Raw genomic sequence first — 19,942 nt, forward strand, 5'->3', positions numbered from 1 at the left:
CCGACCCGCAGACGGGGCGAGGGGAGGCGCGCTCGGCGGTAGCGATGATCCTGAAACGGTGTGAGGGCTTGCTCCTACCGCTTCGCGTCCCCGACCAGGGCGGCGATGCCCTCGCGATAGGTCGGATAGGCCAGCTCGACCCCGAGCTCGGAGCGGATCAGGCGGTTCTCCACCCGCTTGTTCTCGCCGTAGAAGCTGCGCGCCATCGGGCTCAGCTCCGCGGTCTCGAAATCGACGGCCGGGGGCAGCGGCAGGCCGGTCAGCGCGGCCGCGTAGGCGATCACGTCCTGCGGCGGGGCCGGCTCGTCGTCGGTGACGTTGTAGATCGCCCCGTTGCGGGGCCGCTCGATCGAGGCGGCCAGCGTGCGGGCGATGTCCTCGACATGGATGCGGTTGAAGACCTGGCCCGGCTTGATGATGCGCTGGGTCTTGCCCTCGCGCAGCTTCACGATCGGGTTGCGGCCCGGCCCGTAGATGCCGGAGAGGCGGAAGATCTGCACCGCCTGGCCGGTCTCCTCGCCGAGCGCCTGCCAGGCCTTCTCCACCGCCAGGCGCTCCCGGGAGCGGTCGCTGGTCGGCACCGCCGGGACGCGCTCGTCGATCCAGGCGCCGCCCTGGTCGCCATAGACGCCGATGGTCGAGAGATAGCCGATCCAGCGGATGCGGCTCTGCGCGATCGCCCGGCGGTAGCGCCGCAGCACGCTGTCGCCATCCCGGGTCGGCGGGGCCGAGACGAGCAGGATGTCGGTGTCGGCGAGCGCCTCGGCGATGCGCGGATCGTCCGCCTCCGGCCCGAAGGTGTAGACCGGGAAGCCGGTCTCCGCCGCGAGCTGCCCGGCCCGCCCGGCCTCGGTGACGGTGGCGCGGACCGCGCCGAACCGGGCGCGGTCGCGCTCGACGAAATGGCGCGCGGAGAAGCCGAGCCCGAAGACGAAGAGGTTCATGCCGTTCCAGTCCGATGCGCTGTCCATCACCGGCCGCTGTGGACGATGTCCTCAGGCGGCATCCGGGTTCCCTATAGCAGGGCCGCGCCCGGGCGGCAGAAGCGCGCGCCATTCCGCCCGCACGCTCGCCTCGGCCTCGTCCCTGCCGTGCCGCGCATAGGCCGCCTCCAGGCTCTCCGCGTCGAGCAGGCGCCCGCAGGCCCAGACGGCGGCGCCGCGCACCAGGGCCGAGGGATCGGACAGGCCGCGCAGGGCCTCCTCCGCCAGGGCCGGCGCGCCGGAATTGCCGATGGCGATCAGCACGTTGCGCAGGAAGCGGTCCCGTCCGGTCCGCTTCACCGGCGTGTTGGCGAAGCGGGCGCGGAAGGCGGCGTCATCGAGCCGGGCGAGTTCGGCGAGCGGCGGGGCGAGGAGGTCGTCGCGGGCCGCCATCCGCGCCTCCTGCGCCGCGCCGGCGAACTTGTTCCAGGGGCAGACGGCCAGGCAATCGTCACAGCCGAAGACGCGGTTGCCCATCGCCTCCCGGAATTCGACCGGGATCGGGCCGGCATGCTCGATGGTGAGGTAGGACAGGCAGCGCCGCGCATCGAGCCGGAAGGGCGCCGGGAAGGCGTCGGTCGGGCAGATGTCGAGGCAGCGCCGGCAGGAGCCGCAGCGCTCCTGGGCCGGGGCGTCGTGGGGCAGCGCCACGCTCGTGTAGATCGCCCCGAGCAGCAGCCAGTTGCCGTGCTCCCGGGAGATCAGCACGGTGTGCTTGCCCTGCCAGCCGAGGCCGGCGGCCTCCGCCAGGGGCTTTTCCATCACCGGGGCGGTGTCGACGAAGACCTTCACCGGGCCGCCGCTCCGGGCGGAGATGAAGCCGCCGAGCTCCTTCAGCTTGCCCTTGACCACCTCATGGTAGTCCCGCCGCTGCGCGTAGGTGGCGATGGCGGCGTGCTCCCGCCGGGCGAGGAGCGCGAGCGGGTCGGCCTCCGGCCCGGCATTCATGCCGAGCATGATCACGCTGCGGACCTCGCTCCAGAGCGCCTTCGGGTCGCTGCGCTGCGCGGCCCGCTCCGCCATCCAGTCCATGGAGCCGTGATGCTGCGCGGCGAGCCATTGCGGCAGGCGCTCGCGCAGGGCCGGCACCGCCTCGGGGGTCGTGACGGCGAAGGCGTCGAAGCCGAGCCTGCGCGCCCGCTCCTCGATGATCCGGCGCAGGGGCGCCCCGGTGGCCCTCAGAAATCCAGATCCGGATAATGCGCCGCCGGCGCCATGCCCGGCACCCGGTCGGCCAGCACCCCGCGGAAGGACGGGCGCGACTTGATCCGCGCGTACCAGTCCCTCGCCATCTCGTCCTCGTCCCATGGCACGTCGCCGAGATAATCCACGCAGGACAGATGGGCCGCGGCCGCGAGATCGGCGTAGGTCAGATGGTCGCCGGCGATCCAGCGGCGCCGCCCGATCAGATAGCCGAGATATTTCAGATGGTAGCGCACATTGGTGCGCGCCGCACGGATGGCGCCCATGTCCGGCGGGCCGCCCCCCTCGGCGCTGGTCATGAAGCGCTTATGGATCTTCTCGGTGACGAGGTACTCCGTGACCTCGGCGTGGAACTTCACCAGGAACCAGTCGAGCAGCCGGCGCACCTCGACCCGCGCCGCGGTCGTGTCCGGCAGGAGGCGGCGGTCGGCGAGGCCGAGGCCCCGCGTCTCGTCGAGATATTCGGCGATCACCCCCGCCCCGGGGATGGCGAGCCCGGTCTGCTCCACCAGCACCGGCGTGGTGCCGGCGGGGTTCAGCATCAGGAAGTCCTCCCGGCGCTCCCAGGGCCGCTCTTCGACCAGCGCCGGCTCCATGCCCATCTCGGCCAGGGCGAGCCGTATGAAGCGCGAGTTGGGGCAGAAGGGAGAGTGGTGGAGCGTCGCCATCGAGGCCGTGCTGGGCGGTGGGGGTCGGCGCGATGGCACCGGAGGGGCGGACCCGCAAGAGGCGGGCGCATCGCCCCAGCGTTATGACCCGTTCCTTGCCGCCTCCTTAACACGCTCGCAGGCAATCGGTAACTGCCCGTCAACCGCCGCGACTCAAAGCTTGGCAAATCCGGGACGGCACGGCATGGGAAGACGTGCGGCCGGGCCTCCCCGGCACGATCCCGTTCCGATCACCGGATCTCTGCTAGACACGGGCGGCCCCATGGACTTCGTGAACATCGTGAAGGCCCTCGTGCTGGCCCTGGTGGAGGGCGCGACCGAGTTCATTCCGGTCTCGTCCACGGGGCACCAGCTCCTCATCGGCCATTTCATCGGCTTCCACTCGCCCAACAACACCTTCGAGGTGCTGATCCAGCTCGGCGCGATCCTGGCGATCCTGTTCGCCTATTTCGGCCGGCTCCTCGGCATCGCCAAGGCGGTCCCGAACGATCCGCGGGCGCGCCGCTTCGTGCTCGCGATCCTGGTCGCCTTCCTGCCCGCCGCCATCATCGGCGGCATCTTCTCGAAGGCGATCAAGGCCTACCTGTTCAATCCCTGGATCGTCTGCGCCACGCTGGTGGCGGGCGGCCTGGTGCTGCTCGTGGTCGACGAGACCGACCTCGACCAGCGTAAGGACGACGTCTTCGACTTCAGCCTGCCGATGGCGCTCAAGATCGGCATCTTCCAGTGCTTCGCCATGATCCCCGGCGTGTCCCGCTCGGGGGCGACCATCGTCGGGGCGATGCTGATGGGCGCCAACAAGCGCGCGGCCACGGAGTTCTCGTTCTACCTCGCCATGCCGACCATGGCCGGCGCCTTCGCCAAGGACCTGCTCGACAACTACAAGAACCTGTCGAGCAACGACGCGCTGCTGATCGTGATCGGCTTCGTCGCGGCCTTCGTCTCAGCCCTGATCGTCGTGCGCACGGTGCTCGACTACGTCTCCCGCCACGGCTTCCAGCTGTTTGCCTGGTGGCGCATCATCGTCGGCTCGCTCGGCTTCGCCGGACTGATTCTTTTTGGTTGAGCCTTCAGGTTTTTTCGTCGGTTCGAGAGGGGTGTACTGGACTAAAGTCGGTTGCGGCCGGTGCGATGGCCGTGCGAGGGCTTGCGGCAAAGCACGAGGCCTCGCATGAGGCCGGGAAACGACCACCGACAAGGTTCCGACGCCATGGAAGACCGCCCCCTCGCCGAGCTGTTCGCGCCCGCGACCGAAGCGCGCTGGCGCAGCGCCGTCGAGGCGGCCCTCAAGGGTGGCGATTTCGAGAAGCGCCTCGTCACCAGGACGGTGGACGGCCTGCGGATCGAGCCGCTCTACCCGGCCGCGGATCCGGTGGTGCAGCCGGTCCGCGCCCCCGGCCCCTGGCGCCTGGCGCAGCGGGTGGACCATCCCGACTCCGACAAGGCCGCCGCCCAGGCCCTGACCGACCTGGAGGGCGGCGCCGACGCCCTGGTGCTCGTGGGCGAGGGAGCGCCCGCCGCCCGGGGCTTCGGCCTCGCCCTCGATTCGGCGCAGGCCCTCGACGCGGCGCTCAAGGGCACGATGCTGCCGCTGATCGCCCTGCGCCTCGATGCCGGACCGCAGGGCTTCGCCGCCGCGGCCGCCCTGAAGGACCTCGTCGGCCGCCGCGGCGACGAGCCGGCCGCCCTCGACCTCGATCTCGGCCTCGACCCGATCGGCAGCTTCGCCGCGACCGGTGCGCTCGAGGCGGATTGGGAGGCCCGGCTCTCCGCCACGCTGGCCGCCTTCGCCGGCCATCGCGGCCGCGTCGCCCTGGCCGATGGCCGGCCCTATCACGAGGCCGGCTGCAGCGAGGTCCAGGAGCTCGCCGCGGTGCTCGCCGCCGCGGTCGCCTATCTCCGGGCCTTCGAGGCGGGCAGCCATTCCCTGGAGGCGGCCCGCGACGCCCTCGCCGTCCTGCTCGTGGCGGATGCGGGCGAGTTCCTGACCATCGCCAAGTTCCGCGCGATCCGCCGCCTCTGGGCGCGGGTCGAGGAGGCCTGCGGCCTGGAGCCGAAGCCCCTGCGGGTCCATGCCGAGACCGCCTGGCGGATGATGACCCGCCGCGATCCCTTCGTGAACATCCTGCGCACGACCATGGCCTCGGCCTCGGCGGGCCTCGGCGGGGCGGATTCCGTGACCGCGCTGCCCTACACCCTGGCCCTTGGCCTGCCGGACGCCTTCGCCCGCCGGGTGGTGCGCAACAGCCAGATCATCCTGCTCGAGGAATCGAACCTCGCCCGCGTCTCCGATCCCGCGGCCGGCGCCGGCGGCTTCGAGGCGCTGACCCAGCAGCTGACCGAGCAGGCCTGGGCCGCCTTCCAGGAGATCGAAAAGGAGGGCGGCCTGCTCGCCAGCCTGAAGGCCGGCGCGCTGCCCGGCCGCATCGCCCAGCTCCGCGAGACCCGTGCCCGGCGCATCGCCACCCGGCAGGAGCCGCTGACCGGATCGAGCGAGTTCCCCTTCCTCGCCGAGAAGCCGGTGACGGTGCTCGATATCGCGCCCCGCCCGGCGGCGGCCGGGGGCGTGCTGCCGTCCCTGCGCCTCGCCGAACCCTTCGAGGGCCTGCGCGACGCCTCCGACGCAGCCCTGGCCGCGAACGGGCGCCGGCCCTCGGTGTTCCTGGCCAATCTCGGCCCGGTGGCGGTTCACAACGCCCGCTCCACCTTCGCCGCCAACGCCTTCGCGGCGGGCGGCATCGAGGCGCAGACCAACGACGGCTTCGAAGCCTCCGCGGAGCTCGCGGAAGCCTTCAAAGCCTCCGACACCCCCATCGCCTGCCTCTGCTCCTCCGACGCGCTCTACGCCACCGAGGCCGCCCCCGCGGCCGAGGCCCTGAAGGCAGCGGGCGCCCGCTTCGTCTACCTCGCCGGCCGTCCGGCGGAGGCGGAGGCGCTGAAGGCGGCGGGCGTCGATGCCTTCCTCTATGCCGGCTGCGACCTGCTGGCCCTGCTCGCCGAGGCGCAGCGGCAGAGCCGGGCCTCCGCCTGAGGCGCGATGTGCGGGGGCGCTCTCCGCGGCCCGGCAGGCCGCCCCCGAGCAAGCTTGGCGCGGAAACCGACCGGCCTCTCGGGCGTTCCCCGCTGCGGCCGAGGTGGCCGCGCCGGACTCCGAAGCCAGTGTCCGAAGCGTCGGGAAGAGACATGAGACTTGCGATCCTCGCTGCCGCCCTCGCCGTCACGGCCACCGGGATCGGCGATGCCTACGCCGCCAAGCGCAAGGTGGCGGTGCCGCATCGGTTCGACGGGCGCTGGAGCATCGAGGTTCTGACCCAGGACGGCCCCTGCGACCGCGCCTATCGCTACGGCGTGCAGATCGACCGGGGCGAGGCGAGCTATGCCGGCGGCGAGTTCGCCATCAACGGCCGCGTCTCGTCGTCGGGGGCGGTGCGGGCGGTCATCTCCCGGGGCCAGGACGCGGCCCAGGTCTCCGGCCAGCTCCGCAAGAACGGCGTCGGCGACGGCATCTGGCAGACCGCTGGCAACGGCCCGTTCAGCTGCAGCGGCACCTGGAGCGCCGTGAAGCGGGGCTGAGCCCGCCGCGCCGCGACCCTGTGCCCGGGCGGTGACAGGCGCCGGCCGAAAGCGGGCCGGCCGCAATTTCCGCCGAGGATCGCCCTGTTCCAGGCCCAATTCCCGCTGAATATTCGGGAGTGGCGTGGTTCGAGGCCCTCTCGATGAAAGCTCTGCTGTTTTCCGTCGTCGCGACCATGGTTCTCGGGGGCGTGGCGCAGGCCCGGCCTGCCGCGCGCCTCAACCCGAATGCCGAGGCCGTCCTCGCGCCCCTGCGCGAGGCGGCGACCACCTGCTTCGCCGAGACCGTGATGTCCAATCCCAAGGCCACGCGGTTGGCGCAGGAGGGCCGCTGGGTCGAGGCGGCCGGCGTGATCGGCTTCGTCTGCCGCCCGGAAGTGGCGAACATGATGCGCACCCATGACCGGCTCTACGGCCGGGGCACCGGGGAGCGCTATTTCGAGGGCCCCTATGCGCGCCATCTCGACAAGGCCCTGGCCGAGCGCCTGGAGCCGATGCTGACCCGCAAGTCCGTCGCCAGCGCCGAACCCCCGGCGGACAAGACCCTGGTCTCCGACCATCCCGCCGAGGCCGAGGCCAGCGCGGGCGGCGACGCCGTTCACTGAGTTTCCGTCTTTTCTCCCCGTCGGGGGTAGGTGGCCGCGAAGCGGACGTGAGGGGGCGGCATCGCGCCCGGTGCCCCCGCGACGCGCTGCGACCGAAGGCGGCCCGACCGGACGCGTCTGGCGGCTGCCCTATTCCTGCAGCTTCGCCCGGTCTGCGGCCAGCCTCTCCGCGCGGCTGCGCTCGTCGGCGGAGAGGCCCGACAGGGTCTGGTCGAGCCAGGCGTCGGACAGGCCCTGGGCCGCGGCGGCGAGGTTCCAGGCGGCGGCCTCGACGAGGTTCTTCGGCACGCCCCGGCCGACCGCGTAAAGGCGGGCGACGCGGTTCTGGGCGATGGCGTTGCCGCGGGCGGCGGCATGCAGGAACAGGCGGGCGGCCCGGGTCTCGTCCTTGTTCGTGCCCGTCCCGTTGAAGAGCAGGATCGCGAACTCGACCTCGCCGGCGAGGTCGCCGTTATTGGCCGCGCGCTGGAACCAGGCCGCCGCCTGGGCCGGGTCCTTGGGCAGGCCGCGCCCTTGAAGGTAGAGCACGCCGAGATCGTGCTGGGCCGGGCCGAGCTCGGCCTCCGCGGCCTTGCGCAGATTGGCCGCCGCCGCCGTCAGATCTTCGGGCTTGCCGGTGCCGATCTGGATCAGGGCGAGATTGTAGGCCGCCGTCGCCTCGCCCTTGGCGGCCGCCTTCTCCAGCCAGACGCGCCCCGCCTTCGGGTCCTTCGGCTGGCCACGCCCGTCCATGGCCATCAGGCCGAGGGAGGCCATGGCGTGGGCGTCCCCCTCGTTGGCGGCGAGGCGGTACCATTCCAAGGCGCGCTTCGGATCCTGCTTCACCCCGAGGCCCTGATTGTAGAGCTCGCCGAGCAGGGTCAGGGCGGCGGCGTCCTTCGGGTTTCGCTCGATCCGCGTCGTCGCCTCGCGGAAGGCGGTGTTGTAACGCCCGCGCTGATAGGCGCCGTAGGCGAGGTCGACCTGATCGCTGAGGCGCGGATGCAGACCCTCGGCATTGGGCGTGTAGGGCGTCGGAAGCTCGCGCTTGAGCCCGTCCGCCGAGAGTCGCGCCGGCCCGGCGGGCACGGGCTTGGCGGCCGATCCGGGCACCAACGAACCGGGGGGGCCTGCATCCTTCGCGGCGGGCGCGGGCTCCTTGGGCGCCGCCAGCGCCTGCGCCGCCGAAACGGCGAGCACGCCCGCGAGGGCCAATCGTATCATGCCGGTTCCGTTCGATCGGAGCGGGTGAAGCCAGCGCCCCCCTCTCCCCGCAGGCGGGGAGAGGGGAGACTCGGGCCGGCCGAAGCCACCAAGCGGAAACGGTCTCAGACGTGCCGGCCCCGTCATGCCGGGCCGGCCGCCTTCCGCAGGAGCGCCTGGGCGTCGCCGACCGCCGCCGCGTCGTCGAGCCAGATCGCGCTTTCCAGCCCGACGAACTCGGCGCCGGTGGCGGCGAGGTCGTCGATCTCGGCGGCCTGCGTGGCCACCGCGATGCAGGGCGTCTCGAAGATCTCGGCCCACCAGGCGGCCCGCTCGCGGACCAGCTCCGGGTCCGGCGCCGTGCCGTCCGGGTAGAGGCCGCCGAACATCAGGTAGTCGGCGCCGGTCTCGCCGGCCGCCATGGCCTCGTGCTTCGAGTTGAGGAAGCCGCCCGCCCCGAGGATGCGGCCGTCGCGCAGGCGGCCGCGCAGGTCGCGCAGGCCGCTCTCCGCCGCCTTCTCCACATGCACGCCGTCCGCGCCCCCGCGGGCGGCGACGCTGACGAGATCCCCGGTGAAGCCCTGCGCCGCGACGAGCACCGCCGCCCCGTGCTCCTGCGCGGGCGGGGCGAGGCGCTTGACGAGGCTCGTCAGGCCGCGCTCGTCCCCCGGCGCGAGCCGGAGCAGCACCGCCGCGATATCGGCCGCGGCGCAGGCCCGGTCCAGGGCCTGGGCCAGTCGGTCCGCCTGCCCGGCCTCGACGCCATGGGGCGACAGCAGGGCGAGACGGGTGAAGGCTTCCGCCATCGACAGAGGATCTCCGCTGTTTTTCGTGTCGGGGACGGTCTCAGCCGTCGATGCGCGGGTCGAGGGAGCCGTTGGCGTAGCGCGCGGCCATCTGCGCGACCGAGATCGGGCGGATCTTCGCGCCGTTGCCGGCGGTGCCGAACTCCTCGAAGCGCTGCTTGCAGAGCTTGGTCATCGCCTCCATGGCGGGCTTCAGGTACTTGCGCGGGTCGAACTCGGCCGGGCTTTCGGTGAGGATCTTCCGGATCTGGCCGGTCATCGCCATGCGGTTGTCGGTGTCGATGTTGATCTTGCGCACGCCGTGCTTGATGCCGCGCTGGATCTCCTCGACCGGCACGCCCCAGGTCGGCTTCATCGCGCCGCCATACTGGTTGATGATGTCCTGCAGCTCCTGCGGCACGGAGGAGGAGCCGTGCATGACGAGGTGCGTGTTCGGCAGGCGGCGGTGGATCTCCTCGATCACGTTCATCGCGAGCACGGCGCCGTCGGGCTTCTTGGTGAACTTGTAGGCGCCGTGGCTGGTGCCCATGGCGACGGCCAGCGCGTCGACCTTGGTCTCGCGCACGAACTTCACCGCCTCGTCCGGGTCGGTCAGGAGCTGGTCGTGGGAGAGCTCGCCCTCGGCGCCGTGGCCGTCCTCGGCCTCGCCGGTGCCGCTCTCCAGGGAGCCGAGCACGCCGAGCTCGCCCTCCACCGAGACGCCGGCCCAATGGGCCATCTTGGTGACGTTGCGGGTGATCTCGACATTGTAGGCGTAGTCGGCCGGGGTCTTGCCGTCGGCCTTGAGCGAGCCGTCCATCATCACGGAGGTGAAGCCGTACTGGATGGCGGTGGCGCAGGTGGCCTCGTTGTTCCCGTGGTCGAGATGCATGCAGACCGGGATGTGCGGATAGATCTCGACGAGGCCGTCGATCAGCTTGGCCAGCACCACGTCGTTGGCATAGGCGCGGGCGCCGCGGCTCGCCTGGAGGATCACCGGCGAATCGGTGGCGTCGGCCGCGGCCATGATGGCCAAGCCCTGCTCCATGTTGTTCAGGTTGAAGGCGGGCACGCCGTAGCCGTGCTCGGCGGCGTGGTCGAGGAGCTGCCGAAGGGTGATGCGTGCCATGTCTCTATGCCTCGTGCGGTCGGGCCTGCGCAAAGGCCCATGATAGATCACCTGGAGGTCCCGCTCCTCCCCCTCCGAAGGAGGAGGGCGGCGGGGAATTCGGTCGTCGTCGGAAGGGCGTCAGCCCTTGGCCCGCAGGGCCTCCACGCCCGGCAGCGCCTTGCCCTCCAGCCATTCGAGGAAGGCGCCGCCCGCGGTCGAGACGTAGGAGAAGTCCTCGCCGACGCCGGCATGGTTGAGGGCGGCCACGGTGTCGCCGCCGCCGGCCACGGTCACGAGCTGGCCGGCCTTGGTGCGCCGGGCGGCGTGCTGGGCCACGGCCACGGTGCCGGTGTCGAAGGGCGTCAGCTCGAAGGCGCCGAGGGGGCCGTTCCAGACCAGCGTCGCGGCGCGGTCGATGGCGCCGTCGACGGTGGCGATGGAGGCGGCGCCAACATCGAGGATCATCGCGTCCTCCGGCACCGCGTCGACGCGCACCGTCTCGTTCTCGGCATTCGCCTTGAACTCGCGGGCGACGAGGGCGTCCGCCGGCAGGATGATCTCGCAGCCCTCGGCCTCGGCCTTTGCCAGGATGCGGCGGGCGGTGTCGGCGAGGTCCTTCTCGCAGAGGGACTTGCCCACCGCCTTGCCCTGCGCGTGCAGGAAGGTGTTGGCCATGCCGCCGCCGATCACCAGCATGTCGACCTTGGCGACGAGGTTCTCGAGCAGGTCGATCTTGGTGGAGACCTTGGCGCCACCGACGATGGCGATGAGCGGGCGCTTGGGATCCTCGAGGCCCTGGGTGAGGGCGTCGAGCTCCGCCTGCATCAGCCGGCCGGCATAGGCCGGCAGCCGGTGGGCGAGGCCCTCGGTGGAGGCGTGGGCCCGGTGGGCGGCGGAGAAGGCCTCGTTGACGTAGAGGTCGCCGTTGGCGGCGAGCGCCTTGGTGAAGTCCGCGTCGTTCTTCTCCTCGCCTGCATGGTAGCGGGTGTTCTCGAGCAGGAGCACGTCGCCGTCCTGCAGGGCCGCGACCGCCTGGGCCGCGGCCTCGCCGACGCAATCCTCGGCGAAGGCCACCGGGCGGCCGAGCTGCTCGGAGAGCGTCGGCAGGATCGGCTTCAGGCTCTCCTTGGGATCGGGCTTGCCCTTCGGACGGCCGAAATGCGCGAGCAGGATGACCTTGCCGCCCTTGTCCGCGATCTCCTTGATGGTCGGCACCACCCGCGCGATGCGGGTGGCGTCGGTGACCCGGCCCCCCTCCATCGGCACGTTGAGGTCGACGCGCAGGAGGACGCGCTTGCCCTTGAGGGCGCCGGCATCGTCGAGGGTGCGGAAGGCGCTCATCCTGTCGTTCTGGTCCGGTTGTTCGAGGGCGTGGGGATGGGAATTATTGCGGGTTGGCCGGGGCGGTGGTCTGCCCCGCGGGGGCGCCCGCGCGCGGCGGCAGCAGATGGTCGAGGTTGAGCCGCTGCACGGCCACCATCAGCACCACGGTGAGCACGGAGGTGATGATCGCGGTGAGCACCAGGGCGCCGGTGCCGGGCATGCGCCGCACCCGGTCGCTCATGCCGCGGAGCTCGCCGCGCAGGGAGGCGAGGTCCGACTGGCGCGCCGCCTCGTTCATGCGGGCGGCCGCCGCCTCGACCTTCTCCTCGACCCGGGAGAGCAGCGCCTCGGAGCGGGCGTACTTGTCCTCGATCCGGGCGGTCTTGTCCTCGATCCGGGCGAGCTGGTCGCCATGGACGGAGGGCGGCGGGGGAAGCTCGGCCTTGCCCACGGCCGGGGTCCGGGGAGCCGGGGGCTGTGCCGGATTCGTGCTGGCGGGCGGGTGGGTCGGGGACGCGTCCGGGATGAAGGGGCCCCCGGCGGGCGCGTTCGGCGAGGTCTCGGTCATGTCGGCACACCACGCTTCCTGTCGGGAGGGGCGGCCCGTCCTGCGCGCCGCCCGTCCATGTCCAGAGGGCGCCGCGCGGGGCGGCGCGCGGGAGCCCGGCGGGCTCCCGCTTCCGGCTCAGATGAGCTTCGCCATGGCAACGGCGGTGTCGGCCATCCGGTTCGAGAAGCCCCACTCGTTGTCGTACCAGGACAGGATGCGCACGAAGGTGCCGTCCATGACCTTGGTCTGGTCGAGGTGGAAGGTGGAGGAGTGCGGGTCGTGGTTGAAGTCGATCGACACGTTCGGCTGGTCGGTCACGCCGAGCACGCCCTTGAGCGGGCCGGCGGCGGCGGCCTTGATCGCGTCGTTGACCTCCTGGACCGAGGTGGCGCGCTTGGCGGTGAAGACGAGGTCCACGGCCGAGACGTTCGGGGTCGGCACGCGGATCGAGGTGCCGTCGAGCTTGCCCTTCAGCTCCGGCAGCACCAGGCCGACGGCCTTGGCGGCGCCGGTGGAGGTCGGGATCATCGACAGGGCCGCGGCGCGGGCCCGGTAGAGGTCCTTGTGCATCTGGTCCAGCGAGGGCTGGTCGTTGGTGTAGGAGTGGATCGTGGTCATGAAGCCGCGCTCGATCCCGATCGCCTCGTTCAGCACCTTGGCGACGGGGGCGAGGCAGTTCGTGGTGCAGGAGGCGTTCGAGACGACGAGGTGCTCGGCCGAGAGCAGCTGGTGGTTCACGCCGTAGACCACGGTGAGGTCGGCGCCGTCGGCCGGGGCCGAGACGAGGACGCGCTTGGCGCCGGCGTCGAGATGGGCCTTGGCCTTCTCCTTGGCGGTGAAGATGCCGGTGCATTCCAGGGCGATGTCGACGCCGAGGTCGCGGTGGGGCAGCTCGGCCGGGTTGCGGATCGCGGTGACCTTGATGCGCTTGCCGTCGATGAGGATGCAGTCGCCGTCCACGGCGACCTGGCCCGGGTAGCGGCCGTGCACGGAATCGTAGCGCAGCAGGTGGGCGTTGGTCTCGACCGGGCCGAGATCGTTGATCGCCACGACCTCGATGTCGGTGCGGCCGGCCTCGTGGATGGCGCGCAGCACGTTGCGGCCGATGCGACCGAATCCGTTGATGGCAACCTTGACCGTCACGGCGTGACTCCTTCGTAGTGTGAGCGGGCGCGTCGCGCCGTTCGTCCTGATGTAGGGTTGCGGCCCGGGCGCCGCATCGGTGTCCGTCGGCTGCGGCGAAGCCGCATCGCCCCCGCTCCATGACCGGCGGGCTTGAACCGGAGATGAACCGCGGTCCCGTGCCCCGCGTCGGACGCCGCGCCACGCGCGGACCGGCGACCGGATCCTGCGTGCGAGGGGCTTCCTGGGGTCACGATCGTCATGCTCCGGCAGGCGTCCCGCCCGGCAAGCGGGGGCAGGCCGCGGCGGCATCGGGCGGGCGCCGGCTGTCTAGCATGGGGAGGGGGGCTGTCAAAGGCGAAGCGGGGCAGCGATCGCCGGTTGTAACTGTTGTGGAGAACGCAGGCGCCGGCACGCGATGCCCGAGCGACAACACGGACTTCGCCGTTCCGCGAGGATGAACTCCGCCCCTCCACTCGTTCACATCGTATCTCCGAGCCCCCTCGGAGTGTTCGAGACGTGCACCTTCCCCCCACCCGGCCTCCGCCGCGGTGGGGGGTTTTTCTTGCGGGCAGCGGCACCCGCGCGGCGGCGATTTGCCGGACGGCGCTGGAATTTTCCCCGCCGCTGTCGGAAAACCCTTCCCCTACGGAGGGATGATGCCGGCACTCGAGGAAGCTCTGTCGAAGCTCGACGCGGCGCTGACGCGGCTCGAAGCCGCCGTGGCGCGGCGCGTGGAGGCCGAGGAGAACCGGGCCGACCACGAGACCGAGCTCGCCCTGATGGAGGAGGACCGCGCCCGCCTCGCCGCCGAGCTCGACGCCGCGAGCGCCCGCCTCGCCCGGGTCACGGCGACCACCGGCGACGTCGCCCGCCGCCTGGACCGGGCGATCGGCACGGTCGAAGGCGTGCTGGGCGGCGAAGAGCCGCGCTAGCGTGCCTCGCCCCGCGCGGCTTTCTCAGGAAAAGTGCTTCGAGAGCTTGAGGCCCTGGGCCTGGTAGTTCGAGCCGGCGCCGGCGCCGTAAAGGGTCTCCGGCAGGGCCGCCATCCGCTCGTAGACGAGGCGGCCGACGATCTGGCCGTCCTCGAGCAGGAAAGGCACGTCGCGGGAGCGCACCTCCAGCACCGCCCGGGCGCCGGTGCCCCCCGCCGCCTCGTGGCCGAAGCCGGGATCGAAGAAGCCCGCGTAATGCACGCGGAACTCGCCCACCAGCGGATCGAAGGGCACCATCTCGGCGGCGTGGTCCGGGGGCACCTGCACCGCTTCCTTGGAGGCCAGGATGTAGAACTGGCCGGGATCGAGGATCAGCGTGCCGCGCCCGTCGGCGGGCAGCGGCTCCCAGAAATCGGCGGTGGCGTGGTCGCGGGGGCGGTCCACGTCGATGAGGCCGGTGTGGCGCTTGCCGCGATAGCCGATCAGCCCGTCGAAGCCGGCGAGGTCCACCGAGACGGCGACGCCGCCCTGGAAGGAGGGCGCGACGGCGCTCACCAGGGGCACGCGGGCATGGAGCGCGGAGAGCTCGGCATCGCTGAGCCGCGGGTCGCCCCGGCGGAAGCGGATCTGGGAGAGGCGGGAGCCGGTGCGCACCAGCACGGGGAAGGTGCGCGGCGAGATCTCGGCATAGAGCGGGCCGACATAGCCCGGCTCGACCTGGTCGAAGGCCGCGGCCCGGTCGGCGATCACCCGGGTGAAGACGTCGATGCGGCCGGTGGAACTCTTCGGGTTGGCGCTGGCGCTGAGATCGGCGGGCAGCGCCAGGCTCTCCTGCAATTCGGCGATGTAGACGCAGCCCGTCTCCAGCACCGCGCCCTGGGTCAGGTCGATCGGATGGAGGGCCAGCGTCTCGACGCAGGCCGCGACGGTGCGGCTCCGGCCCGGCAGGAAGCTCGTGCGCACCCGGTAGGCCCGGGCGCCGAGGCGCAGGTCGAGGCTCGCCGGCTGGATCTGGTCCGAGGCATAGGGGCTCGCCGGGCGGATCGCGCCCGCTTCGGTCAAGGCCGCGATGGCCTGGCCCGGCTGGATCCCGTCCCTGATCTCGGCTGCGCCCAAAGCCGGCCCCCGCATTTCCTCAAGCGATTCGGGCATCGGCGCCGCGGGCGCCGCCGTCAAGGGTCGGCTGCCTGTTCCCTGAGGGAAAGCACTATGCGGGCGAGGGACAATTGCGCGAAGGCGCTCATGGCGAGCAGCCCCGCGGCGAGCCCGAGGAGCAGGGCCAGCCGCTCGGGCCAGGCGGCGACGCAGACGAGCAGGGCGAGGGCGCAGACCCCCGGCAGCCGGCCGGCGGCGAGCACCAGGGAGGGCAGCCCGCGCAGGGCCACGCGGAGCCCGACCCGCCGGGTGGCGGCGGCCATGGCGAGGCGGCCGGCCACCTCCAGCGCCAGGGCCGCGGCGAGGGTCGCGGCGGGGGCGGCGACCTGCGGATGGACCAGGGCGCTCAGGCCCGCGACGAGCAGCAGCGCCCCGGCTCCGAGGCCGAAGCGCAGGCGCCTCGTGCCGGCCGTCTCCCCCGCCTTCCCGGCAGCGGGATCGGCCGAGATCGACCCTACGCTCACGCAAACCCTGTCGTATTTCGCCGCGATTGACGCCATCGGGGGCGGCACGTACCACGTCGCGTTGCGGATGTCGCTCGCGGCCCGCCACCGATCACGGAGACGCTTTCCCGCGATGTACAAGGCCGAGACGCGCGGCATCACGGTGACCGTGGAGCCTCGTTTCGTGGAGGAGGAATCCTCCCCGGGCGAGAGCCGCTACTTCTTCGCCTACACGGTCGAGATCGTGAACAACGGGCCGGAGCAGGTGCAGTTGCGCTCCCGGCACTGGCGGATCATCGACGGCCGCGGCGCCTGTCAGGAGGTGCGCGGCGCCGGCGTCGTCGGCAAGCAGCCGGTGCTCGAGCCGGGCGAGTCCTTCAGCTACACCAGCGGTTGCCCCCTCACCACGCCCGACGGCCTGATGGCCGGCAGCTACACCATGGCGACGCCGGCCGGCGAGAGCTTCGAGGCGGAGATCCCGGCCTTCTCGCTCGACTCGCCGCATGTCCGCCGCAGCGTCCATTAGCGGGATGCGCGCGGGCGACCGCTACGCGCCGCTCGACCTGCTCGCCCGGCTCGTCGCCTTCGACACCGAGAGTTCGAAGTCGAACATCGCCCTGATCGACTTCGTCGCCGCCTATCTCGACGGCTGGGGCGTCTCCTATCTCCGCGTGCCGAACGCGGCCGGCGACAAGCAGGCCCTGTTCGCCACCATCGGCCCGAACAGCGACGGCGGCGTCGTGCTCTCCGGCCATACCGATGTGGTGCCCGTCACCGGCCAGGCCTGGACGGGCGACCCCTTCACCCTGCGGGTCGAGGGCGGCAAGGCCTATGGCCGCGGCGCCGTCGACATGAAGGGCTTCGACGCCCTCGTCCTGGCCGCGGTGCCGGACATGCTCGCCGCCGATCTGGCGCGGCCGATCCACATCCTGCTCTCCTACGACGAGGAGACGACCTGCCTCGGCGTCGCCGACACCATCGCCCGCTTCGGGGCCGACCTGCCGCGCCCCGGCGCGGTGATCGTCGGGGAGCCGACCGACATGGCGGTGGCGGATGCGCACAAGAGCATCGTCACCTATCTCACCACCGTGCACGGGCACGAGGCGCATTCGGCCAAGCCCATGCTCGGGGCCAACGCGGTGATGGCCGCGGCCGAGCTCGTCTCTGAGCTCAACGCCATCGCCGACGACATGATCGCCCGGGGCGACGCCTCCGGCCGCTTCGATCCGCCCGCCACCACGGTGCATGTCGGCACGATCCAGGGCGGCACCGCCCGCAACATCCTGCCCAAGCTCTGCGCCTTCCATTGGGAGTTCCGCGGCCTGCCCGACCTCGACATGGCCGAGATCCCCGCGCGCTTCGCGAAAGCCTGCGCCCGCGTCACCGCCGAGCGGCTCAACCGCTACGGCGATTACGGGCGCATCGAGACGGTGGAGGAGGTGGCGGTGCCGGGCCTCGCGCCCGATCCCGGCTCGGAGGCCGAGCGTCTGGCCCTGCGGCTGGCGGAGAAGAACGCGACGATCAGCGTGCCCTACGCCACAGAAGCCGGCCGCTTCCAGCGGGCCGGCCTGCCGACCGTGGTCTGCGGCCCCGGCTCCATCGACCAGGCCCACCAGCCCGACGAGTTCATCACCCTGGAGGCCTTCGCCAAGGGCGAGGCCTTCCTGCGCCGGCTGATCCGGGACTGCGCGGGCTGAGCCCCGCGCGCCGTTCTCTACCTTAAATGAGGTATTCGCCGCCGCGTGCGGCGCCGCATCCTCCATGGACCCGACCCGCAACGGAGGCGTTCCCATGACCAGGTTGCGCTGCTTCGACATCGTCGTCTGTGTTGCCGCTTTGGCATCCACGAGCACGTCCGTGATGGCGACGCCGTCACGGCATCACAGCCGCCCGGCTTACGTGTCGCTCGAGGCGAACCGGGCGGCCCCCACCGCCGTCCCGGCCCCCGGGAGCGGCAATCCGAACGCGGATTCGGCCATGCGATGGCAGGATTCCCTCCATGGCGAGATGAACTGATCGGACCCGCCTCGGCCGCCGCAGATCCAGGCCGGCGGCCGAACCGGATCCGAAAAGATCTTTTGATACGATCCGAGTGTCGAAATCTGTCTTTCGATCGAGAATTTTGCTCGGAAGCGATTTGTGTAAGACACAATATTTCAGCAAATGTTAATTGTATTCAAAATCAACATCACGAATAAATGATCGATTGTGATTTGCGGCCCCTGTTCATTGCTGGATTATAGCCGGCGAAGGATCCTCCGGGATCTTCGGGGCGAAGACTGCGATGGCCGCTGCCGAAGGTTCGTCCCTCATCGGGGCCTGTCACGCGGCGACGCTCGGTCCCGCCGCCTGGACGGGGGTGCTGGCGACGCTCGGCACCGGTTTCGACGCCCGCGGCCCTTTCCTGAAGCCGCGGGAGCCGGTCCGGGTGCCGGCGGCTTTGTGCTCCTCCTCCCTCGACGCGATCGCCTTCGGGGCGATCTTCCTCGACGGCTCGGCCCGGGTCGTGCACGTCACCCGGGCGGCCGCCGATCTGATCAAGGGATGCCTGCGGATCGACCGAAGCGGCTGCCTGCACAGCCTCGGGCGGACGGAGCGGCCGCGCTTCGACCGTCTCCTGGGCGCCGCCACGGGGGGCATCGGCCCTCCCGGCGAGGCGGCCATGCTGCTCAAGGGCGACGGGACGCGCCGGCCGATCCATGTCGAGCTGATCCCGCAGAGAGGGCCGGACGCGGCCCCGGCGAGCCCCCTCCCTGCGGAGGGCGGCGCCATCCTGTTGCTCAGGGACATCTTCGCTCCCGCGATCCGGCCGATTGCGGGCCTGCTGCAGCAGCTCGGCCTGACTCCCTGCGAGGCCGGCACGGCGACGCTGATCGGGCGCGGCGCCTCCCCGCGGGAGGCCGCCCGCGCCCTCCTCGTGTCGGAGGCCACGATCCGGGTGCATCTGCGCGCCTGCTTCGCCAAGCTCGGCCTCGACCGGCAGAGCGAGCTCGCGGTCCTCGTGACGCGGCTGGATTGCGCCGGGACTCAGGCCGAGGCCGCCAGCTCCTCCGACGGCACCGCGTCGGCGCCCTCGTCTCCCTGGGATGCGTAGGCGTTCATGATCGCCGACAGCAGGCCCGGGAAGCGGGCCTCCACCTCGGCGCAGCGCGAATGGTTGCGCATCTCCACGCCGTGGCGCTCGCAGCGGATCAGGCCGGCCTCGCGCAGAACCTTGACGTGGCTGGACAGGGACGATTTCGGGATGACCCGGTCCCCCACCGCCGAGAGGGTCGAGCAGGCCTCCACGCAGCCCGCCCGCGCGATCCGGGCGAAGATCGCCGCGCGGCAGGGATCGGACAGCGCGTGGAGGATCGCGCCCGGCCGGACATCCTCGATCGCGGGGTGGAACAGGGGCCTCATGATTGATCCATATGGGGGCTTGAATCGCGTCCCGTTAGTTCCGAAATTCCGAACTATGGGACTAACGGCACCATTCCGGAGCCTTCCCATGTCGAAGGTTAGCACAGATGTCGAAGCTTGACGGCAAGGTCGCCGTGGTGACCGGCGCATCCAAGGGGATCGGCGCGGCGATCGCCAAGGCATTGGCGAAGGACGGCGCGGCGGTCGTGGTCAATTACGCGTCGAGCCGGGCGGGCGCGGACGCGGTCGTCGAGGCCATCACGGCGGAGGGCGGCAAGGCGGTCGCGGTGCAGGGCGACGTCTCCAAGGCTGCGGAGGCGGAGGCGCTGATCGAGGCGGCGGTGACGCGGTTCGGCCGGCTCGACGTGCTGGTCAACAATTCCGGCGTCTACGAATTCGCGCCGATCGAGGCGATCACCGAGGAGCATTACCGGCGCCACTTCGACATCAACGTGCTGGGCGTGCTGCTGACCACGAAGGCCGCCACCAAGCATCTCGGCGAGGGAAGCAGCATCATCAACATCTCGTCGGTCGTCACCAGCATCCAGCCGGCGACGATGGCGGTCTATACCGGGACCAAAGGCGCGGTGGACGCCATCTCGGGCGTCCTCGCCAACGAGCTGGCCCCGCGCCGGATCCGGGTCAACGTGGTCAGCCCGGGCTTCGTGGTGACCGAGGGCACCCACACGGCCGGCATCGCGGGCTCGGAGATGGAGGCCGCCCTGGTCGCGCAGATCCCCCTCGGCCGTGCGGGCCGACCGGACGACATCGCCGGCGTGGTGGCCTTCCTTGCCTCCGACGACGCCCGCTGGGTGACCGGCGAGGTGATCAACGTCGGCGGCGGCACGCGCTGACGGCGACGGGCGCGGGGGGCGGCTTCGGCACGAGCCGGCGCCCCGCGC

The 19,942-nt window shown here is 71.5% G+C and carries 22 protein-coding genes; 10 read left to right on the forward strand and 12 right to left on the reverse strand.

The genetic code is table 11. The features are described 5' to 3' along the window. Positions 1 to 74 precede the first annotated feature (74 nt). The 3 genes from MMB17_RS23655 to MMB17_RS23665 are packed head-to-tail and all read right to left on the reverse strand — an operon-like array spanning position 75 to position 2,854. The gene (locus tag MMB17_RS23655) at positions 75 to 944 is read right to left on the reverse strand and encodes an SDR family oxidoreductase (RefSeq protein WP_241102280.1); all 870 of its coding nucleotides are present in this window, start codon (positions 942 to 944) and stop codon (positions 75 to 77) included. A 51-nt stretch (positions 945 to 995) separates the two neighbouring features. Beyond that, positions 996 to 2,132 carry a tRNA epoxyqueuosine(34) reductase QueG gene (gene queG / locus MMB17_RS23660; protein ID WP_308445650.1) on the reverse strand — a complete coding sequence of 379 codons (1,137 nt, stop codon included), beginning with the start codon at positions 2,130 to 2,132 and terminating at the stop codon, positions 996 to 998. 29 nt (positions 2,133 to 2,161) lie between these two features. After that, positions 2,162 to 2,854, reverse strand: coding sequence for a glutathione S-transferase family protein (locus tag MMB17_RS23665; protein ID WP_238310111.1), 693 nt, complete (start codon positions 2,852 to 2,854; stop codon positions 2,162 to 2,164). 262 nt (positions 2,855 to 3,116) lie between these two features. On the opposite strand from MMB17_RS23665, the gene MMB17_RS23670 reads away from it, so the two are divergent. The 4 genes from MMB17_RS23670 (at position 3,117) to MMB17_RS23685 (ending at position 7,032) form a co-directional block, all read left to right on the forward strand. Then, the gene (locus MMB17_RS23670) at positions 3,117 to 3,920 is read left to right on the forward strand and encodes an undecaprenyl-diphosphate phosphatase (RefSeq protein ID WP_238310112.1); all 804 of its coding nucleotides are present in this window, start codon (positions 3,117 to 3,119) and stop codon (positions 3,918 to 3,920) included. A gap of 144 nt (positions 3,921 to 4,064) precedes the next feature. Further along, on the forward strand, positions 4,065 to 5,885 hold the full coding sequence (locus MMB17_RS23675) for a methylmalonyl-CoA mutase subunit beta (RefSeq protein ID WP_241100479.1): 1,821 nt from the start codon (positions 4,065 to 4,067) through the stop codon (positions 5,883 to 5,885). A gap of 152 nt (positions 5,886 to 6,037) precedes the next feature. Then, the gene (locus tag MMB17_RS23680; RefSeq protein WP_238310114.1) at positions 6,038 to 6,427 is read left to right on the forward strand and encodes a hypothetical protein; all 390 of its coding nucleotides are present in this window, start codon (positions 6,038 to 6,040) and stop codon (positions 6,425 to 6,427) included. 143 nt (positions 6,428 to 6,570) lie between these two features. Next, on the forward strand, positions 6,571 to 7,032 hold the full coding sequence (locus MMB17_RS23685; RefSeq protein ID WP_241100480.1) for a hypothetical protein: 462 nt from the start codon (positions 6,571 to 6,573) through the stop codon (positions 7,030 to 7,032). A gap of 129 nt (positions 7,033 to 7,161) precedes the next feature. Here MMB17_RS23685 and MMB17_RS23690 read toward each other — a convergent pair whose 3' ends face one another. The 6 genes from MMB17_RS23690 to gap all read right to left on the reverse strand — a co-directional run bounded on the left by MMB17_RS23690 (position 7,162) and on the right by gap (position 13,126). Beyond that, positions 7,162 to 8,235, reverse strand: a complete 1,074-nt coding sequence (locus MMB17_RS23690; RefSeq protein WP_238310116.1) for a tetratricopeptide repeat protein — start codon at positions 8,233 to 8,235, stop codon at positions 7,162 to 7,164. 122 nt (positions 8,236 to 8,357) lie between these two features. Then, positions 8,358 to 9,020: a thiamine phosphate synthase gene (locus MMB17_RS23695; RefSeq protein ID WP_241100481.1), complete on the reverse strand. Its 663-nt coding sequence runs from the start codon at positions 9,018 to 9,020 to the stop codon at positions 8,358 to 8,360. Positions 9,021 to 9,060: 40 nt separating this feature from the next. Further along, positions 9,061 to 10,128, reverse strand: coding sequence for a class II fructose-bisphosphate aldolase (gene fba / locus MMB17_RS23700; RefSeq protein ID WP_238310118.1), 1,068 nt, complete (start codon positions 10,126 to 10,128; stop codon positions 9,061 to 9,063). 120 nt (positions 10,129 to 10,248) lie between these two features. Next, positions 10,249 to 11,451: a phosphoglycerate kinase gene (locus tag MMB17_RS23705; protein WP_241100482.1), complete on the reverse strand. Its 1,203-nt coding sequence runs from the start codon at positions 11,449 to 11,451 to the stop codon at positions 10,249 to 10,251. 43 nt (positions 11,452 to 11,494) lie between these two features. Further along, positions 11,495 to 12,001, reverse strand: coding sequence for a hypothetical protein (locus tag MMB17_RS23710; protein WP_238310120.1), 507 nt, complete (start codon positions 11,999 to 12,001; stop codon positions 11,495 to 11,497). 117 nt (positions 12,002 to 12,118) lie between these two features. Beyond that, a complete protein-coding gene (gene gap / locus MMB17_RS23715; protein ID WP_238310121.1) occupies positions 12,119 to 13,126 on the reverse strand; it encodes a type I glyceraldehyde-3-phosphate dehydrogenase in 1,008 nt (335 codons plus the stop codon). A 635-nt stretch (positions 13,127 to 13,761) separates the two neighbouring features. Between gap and MMB17_RS23720 the strand changes: the two genes are divergently transcribed. Then, positions 13,762 to 14,040 (forward strand): DUF4164 domain-containing protein, encoded by a 279-nt coding sequence (locus MMB17_RS23720; RefSeq protein WP_238310122.1) that lies wholly within the window; start codon positions 13,762 to 13,764, stop codon positions 14,038 to 14,040. Between the two features lie 24 nt (positions 14,041 to 14,064). Here MMB17_RS23720 and MMB17_RS23725 read toward each other — a convergent pair whose 3' ends face one another. After that, the gene (locus MMB17_RS23725) at positions 14,065 to 15,171 is read right to left on the reverse strand and encodes a 2'-deoxycytidine 5'-triphosphate deaminase (protein ID WP_241102281.1); all 1,107 of its coding nucleotides are present in this window, start codon (positions 15,169 to 15,171) and stop codon (positions 14,065 to 14,067) included. Between the two features lie 41 nt (positions 15,172 to 15,212). Then, positions 15,213 to 15,659 carry a hypothetical protein gene (locus tag MMB17_RS23730; protein WP_241100483.1) on the reverse strand — a complete coding sequence of 149 codons (447 nt, stop codon included), beginning with the start codon at positions 15,657 to 15,659 and terminating at the stop codon, positions 15,213 to 15,215. 112 nt (positions 15,660 to 15,771) lie between these two features. Here MMB17_RS23730 and apaG point away from each other — a divergent pair, with 112 nt between their 5' ends. From apaG to MMB17_RS23750, 4 genes are all read left to right on the forward strand, one after another. After that, the gene (gene apaG / locus MMB17_RS23735) at positions 15,772 to 16,164 is read left to right on the forward strand and encodes a Co2+/Mg2+ efflux protein ApaG (RefSeq protein WP_238310125.1); all 393 of its coding nucleotides are present in this window, start codon (positions 15,772 to 15,774) and stop codon (positions 16,162 to 16,164) included. After that, positions 16,142 to 17,335, forward strand: a complete 1,194-nt coding sequence (gene argE, locus MMB17_RS23740) for an acetylornithine deacetylase (protein ID WP_238310126.1) — start codon at positions 16,142 to 16,144, stop codon at positions 17,333 to 17,335. The genes apaG and argE overlap by 23 nt, the downstream gene beginning before the upstream one ends. Positions 17,336 to 17,429: 94 nt before the next feature. Continuing rightward, entirely contained in the window at positions 17,430 to 17,654 is a 225-nt protein-coding gene (locus MMB17_RS23745; RefSeq protein WP_238310127.1) for a hypothetical protein, read from the forward strand. Between the two features lie 268 nt (positions 17,655 to 17,922). Further along, positions 17,923 to 18,732 carry a helix-turn-helix transcriptional regulator gene (locus MMB17_RS23750; protein ID WP_241100484.1) on the forward strand — a complete coding sequence of 270 codons (810 nt, stop codon included), beginning with the start codon at positions 17,923 to 17,925 and terminating at the stop codon, positions 18,730 to 18,732. Here the strand turns inward: MMB17_RS23750 and MMB17_RS23755 are convergent. Continuing rightward, a complete protein-coding gene (locus MMB17_RS23755; RefSeq protein ID WP_241100485.1) occupies positions 18,666 to 19,040 on the reverse strand; it encodes a helix-turn-helix domain-containing protein in 375 nt (124 codons plus the stop codon). The two genes, MMB17_RS23750 and MMB17_RS23755, sit on opposite strands and share 67 nt — an antisense overlap. 107 nt (positions 19,041 to 19,147) lie before the next feature. Between MMB17_RS23755 and MMB17_RS23760 the strand changes: the two genes are divergently transcribed. Next, entirely contained in the window at positions 19,148 to 19,894 is a 747-nt protein-coding gene (locus tag MMB17_RS23760; RefSeq protein ID WP_238310130.1) for a glucose 1-dehydrogenase, read from the forward strand. Positions 19,895 to 19,942 lie beyond the last annotated feature (48 nt).

This window comes from Methylobacterium organophilum (assembly GCF_022533465.1).
Lineage (GTDB): Bacteria > Pseudomonadota > Alphaproteobacteria > Rhizobiales > Beijerinckiaceae > Methylobacterium > Methylobacterium organophilum.

What these genes read in the sequence shown, in the direction of transcription:
- MMB17_RS23655 (WP_241102280.1), bottom strand. Translation starts at nt 944, where the DNA reads ATGAACCTCTTCGTCTTCGGGCTCGGCTTCTCCGCGCGCCATTTCGTC.
- MMB17_RS23665 (WP_238310111.1), bottom strand. Translation starts at nt 2,854, where the DNA reads ATGGCGACGCTCCACCACTCTCCCTTCTGCCCCAACTCGCGCTTCATA.
- MMB17_RS23670 (WP_238310112.1), top strand. Translation starts at nt 3,117, where the DNA reads ATGGACTTCGTGAACATCGTGAAGGCCCTCGTGCTGGCCCTGGTGGAG.
- MMB17_RS23675 (WP_241100479.1), top strand. Translation starts at nt 4,065, where the DNA reads ATGGAAGACCGCCCCCTCGCCGAGCTGTTCGCGCCCGCGACCGAAGCG.
- MMB17_RS23680 (WP_238310114.1), top strand. Translation starts at nt 6,038, where the DNA reads ATGAGACTTGCGATCCTCGCTGCCGCCCTCGCCGTCACGGCCACCGGG.
- MMB17_RS23685 (WP_241100480.1), top strand. Translation starts at nt 6,571, where the DNA reads ATGAAAGCTCTGCTGTTTTCCGTCGTCGCGACCATGGTTCTCGGGGGC.
- MMB17_RS23690 (WP_238310116.1), bottom strand. Translation starts at nt 8,235, where the DNA reads ATGATACGATTGGCCCTCGCGGGCGTGCTCGCCGTTTCGGCGGCGCAG.
- MMB17_RS23695 (WP_241100481.1), bottom strand. Translation starts at nt 9,020, where the DNA reads ATGGCGGAAGCCTTCACCCGTCTCGCCCTGCTGTCGCCCCATGGCGTC.
- fba (WP_238310118.1), bottom strand. Translation starts at nt 10,128, where the DNA reads ATGGCACGCATCACCCTTCGGCAGCTCCTCGACCACGCCGCCGAGCAC.
- MMB17_RS23705 (WP_241100482.1), bottom strand. Translation starts at nt 11,451, where the DNA reads ATGAGCGCCTTCCGCACCCTCGACGATGCCGGCGCCCTCAAGGGCAAG.
- MMB17_RS23710 (WP_238310120.1), bottom strand. Translation starts at nt 12,001, where the DNA reads ATGACCGAGACCTCGCCGAACGCGCCCGCCGGGGGCCCCTTCATCCCG.
- MMB17_RS23720 (WP_238310122.1), top strand. Translation starts at nt 13,762, where the DNA reads ATGATGCCGGCACTCGAGGAAGCTCTGTCGAAGCTCGACGCGGCGCTG.
- MMB17_RS23725 (WP_241102281.1), bottom strand. Translation starts at nt 15,171, where the DNA reads ATGCGGGGGCCGGCTTTGGGCGCAGCCGAGATCAGGGACGGGATCCAG.
- apaG (WP_238310125.1), top strand. Translation starts at nt 15,772, where the DNA reads ATGTACAAGGCCGAGACGCGCGGCATCACGGTGACCGTGGAGCCTCGT.
- argE (WP_238310126.1), top strand. Translation starts at nt 16,142, where the DNA reads ATGTCCGCCGCAGCGTCCATTAGCGGGATGCGCGCGGGCGACCGCTAC.
- MMB17_RS23745 (WP_238310127.1), top strand. Translation starts at nt 17,430, where the DNA reads ATGACCAGGTTGCGCTGCTTCGACATCGTCGTCTGTGTTGCCGCTTTG.
- MMB17_RS23750 (WP_241100484.1), top strand. Translation starts at nt 17,923, where the DNA reads ATGGCCGCTGCCGAAGGTTCGTCCCTCATCGGGGCCTGTCACGCGGCG.
- MMB17_RS23755 (WP_241100485.1), bottom strand. Translation starts at nt 19,040, where the DNA reads ATGAGGCCCCTGTTCCACCCCGCGATCGAGGATGTCCGGCCGGGCGCG.
- MMB17_RS23760 (WP_238310130.1), top strand. Translation starts at nt 19,148, where the DNA reads ATGTCGAAGCTTGACGGCAAGGTCGCCGTGGTGACCGGCGCATCCAAG.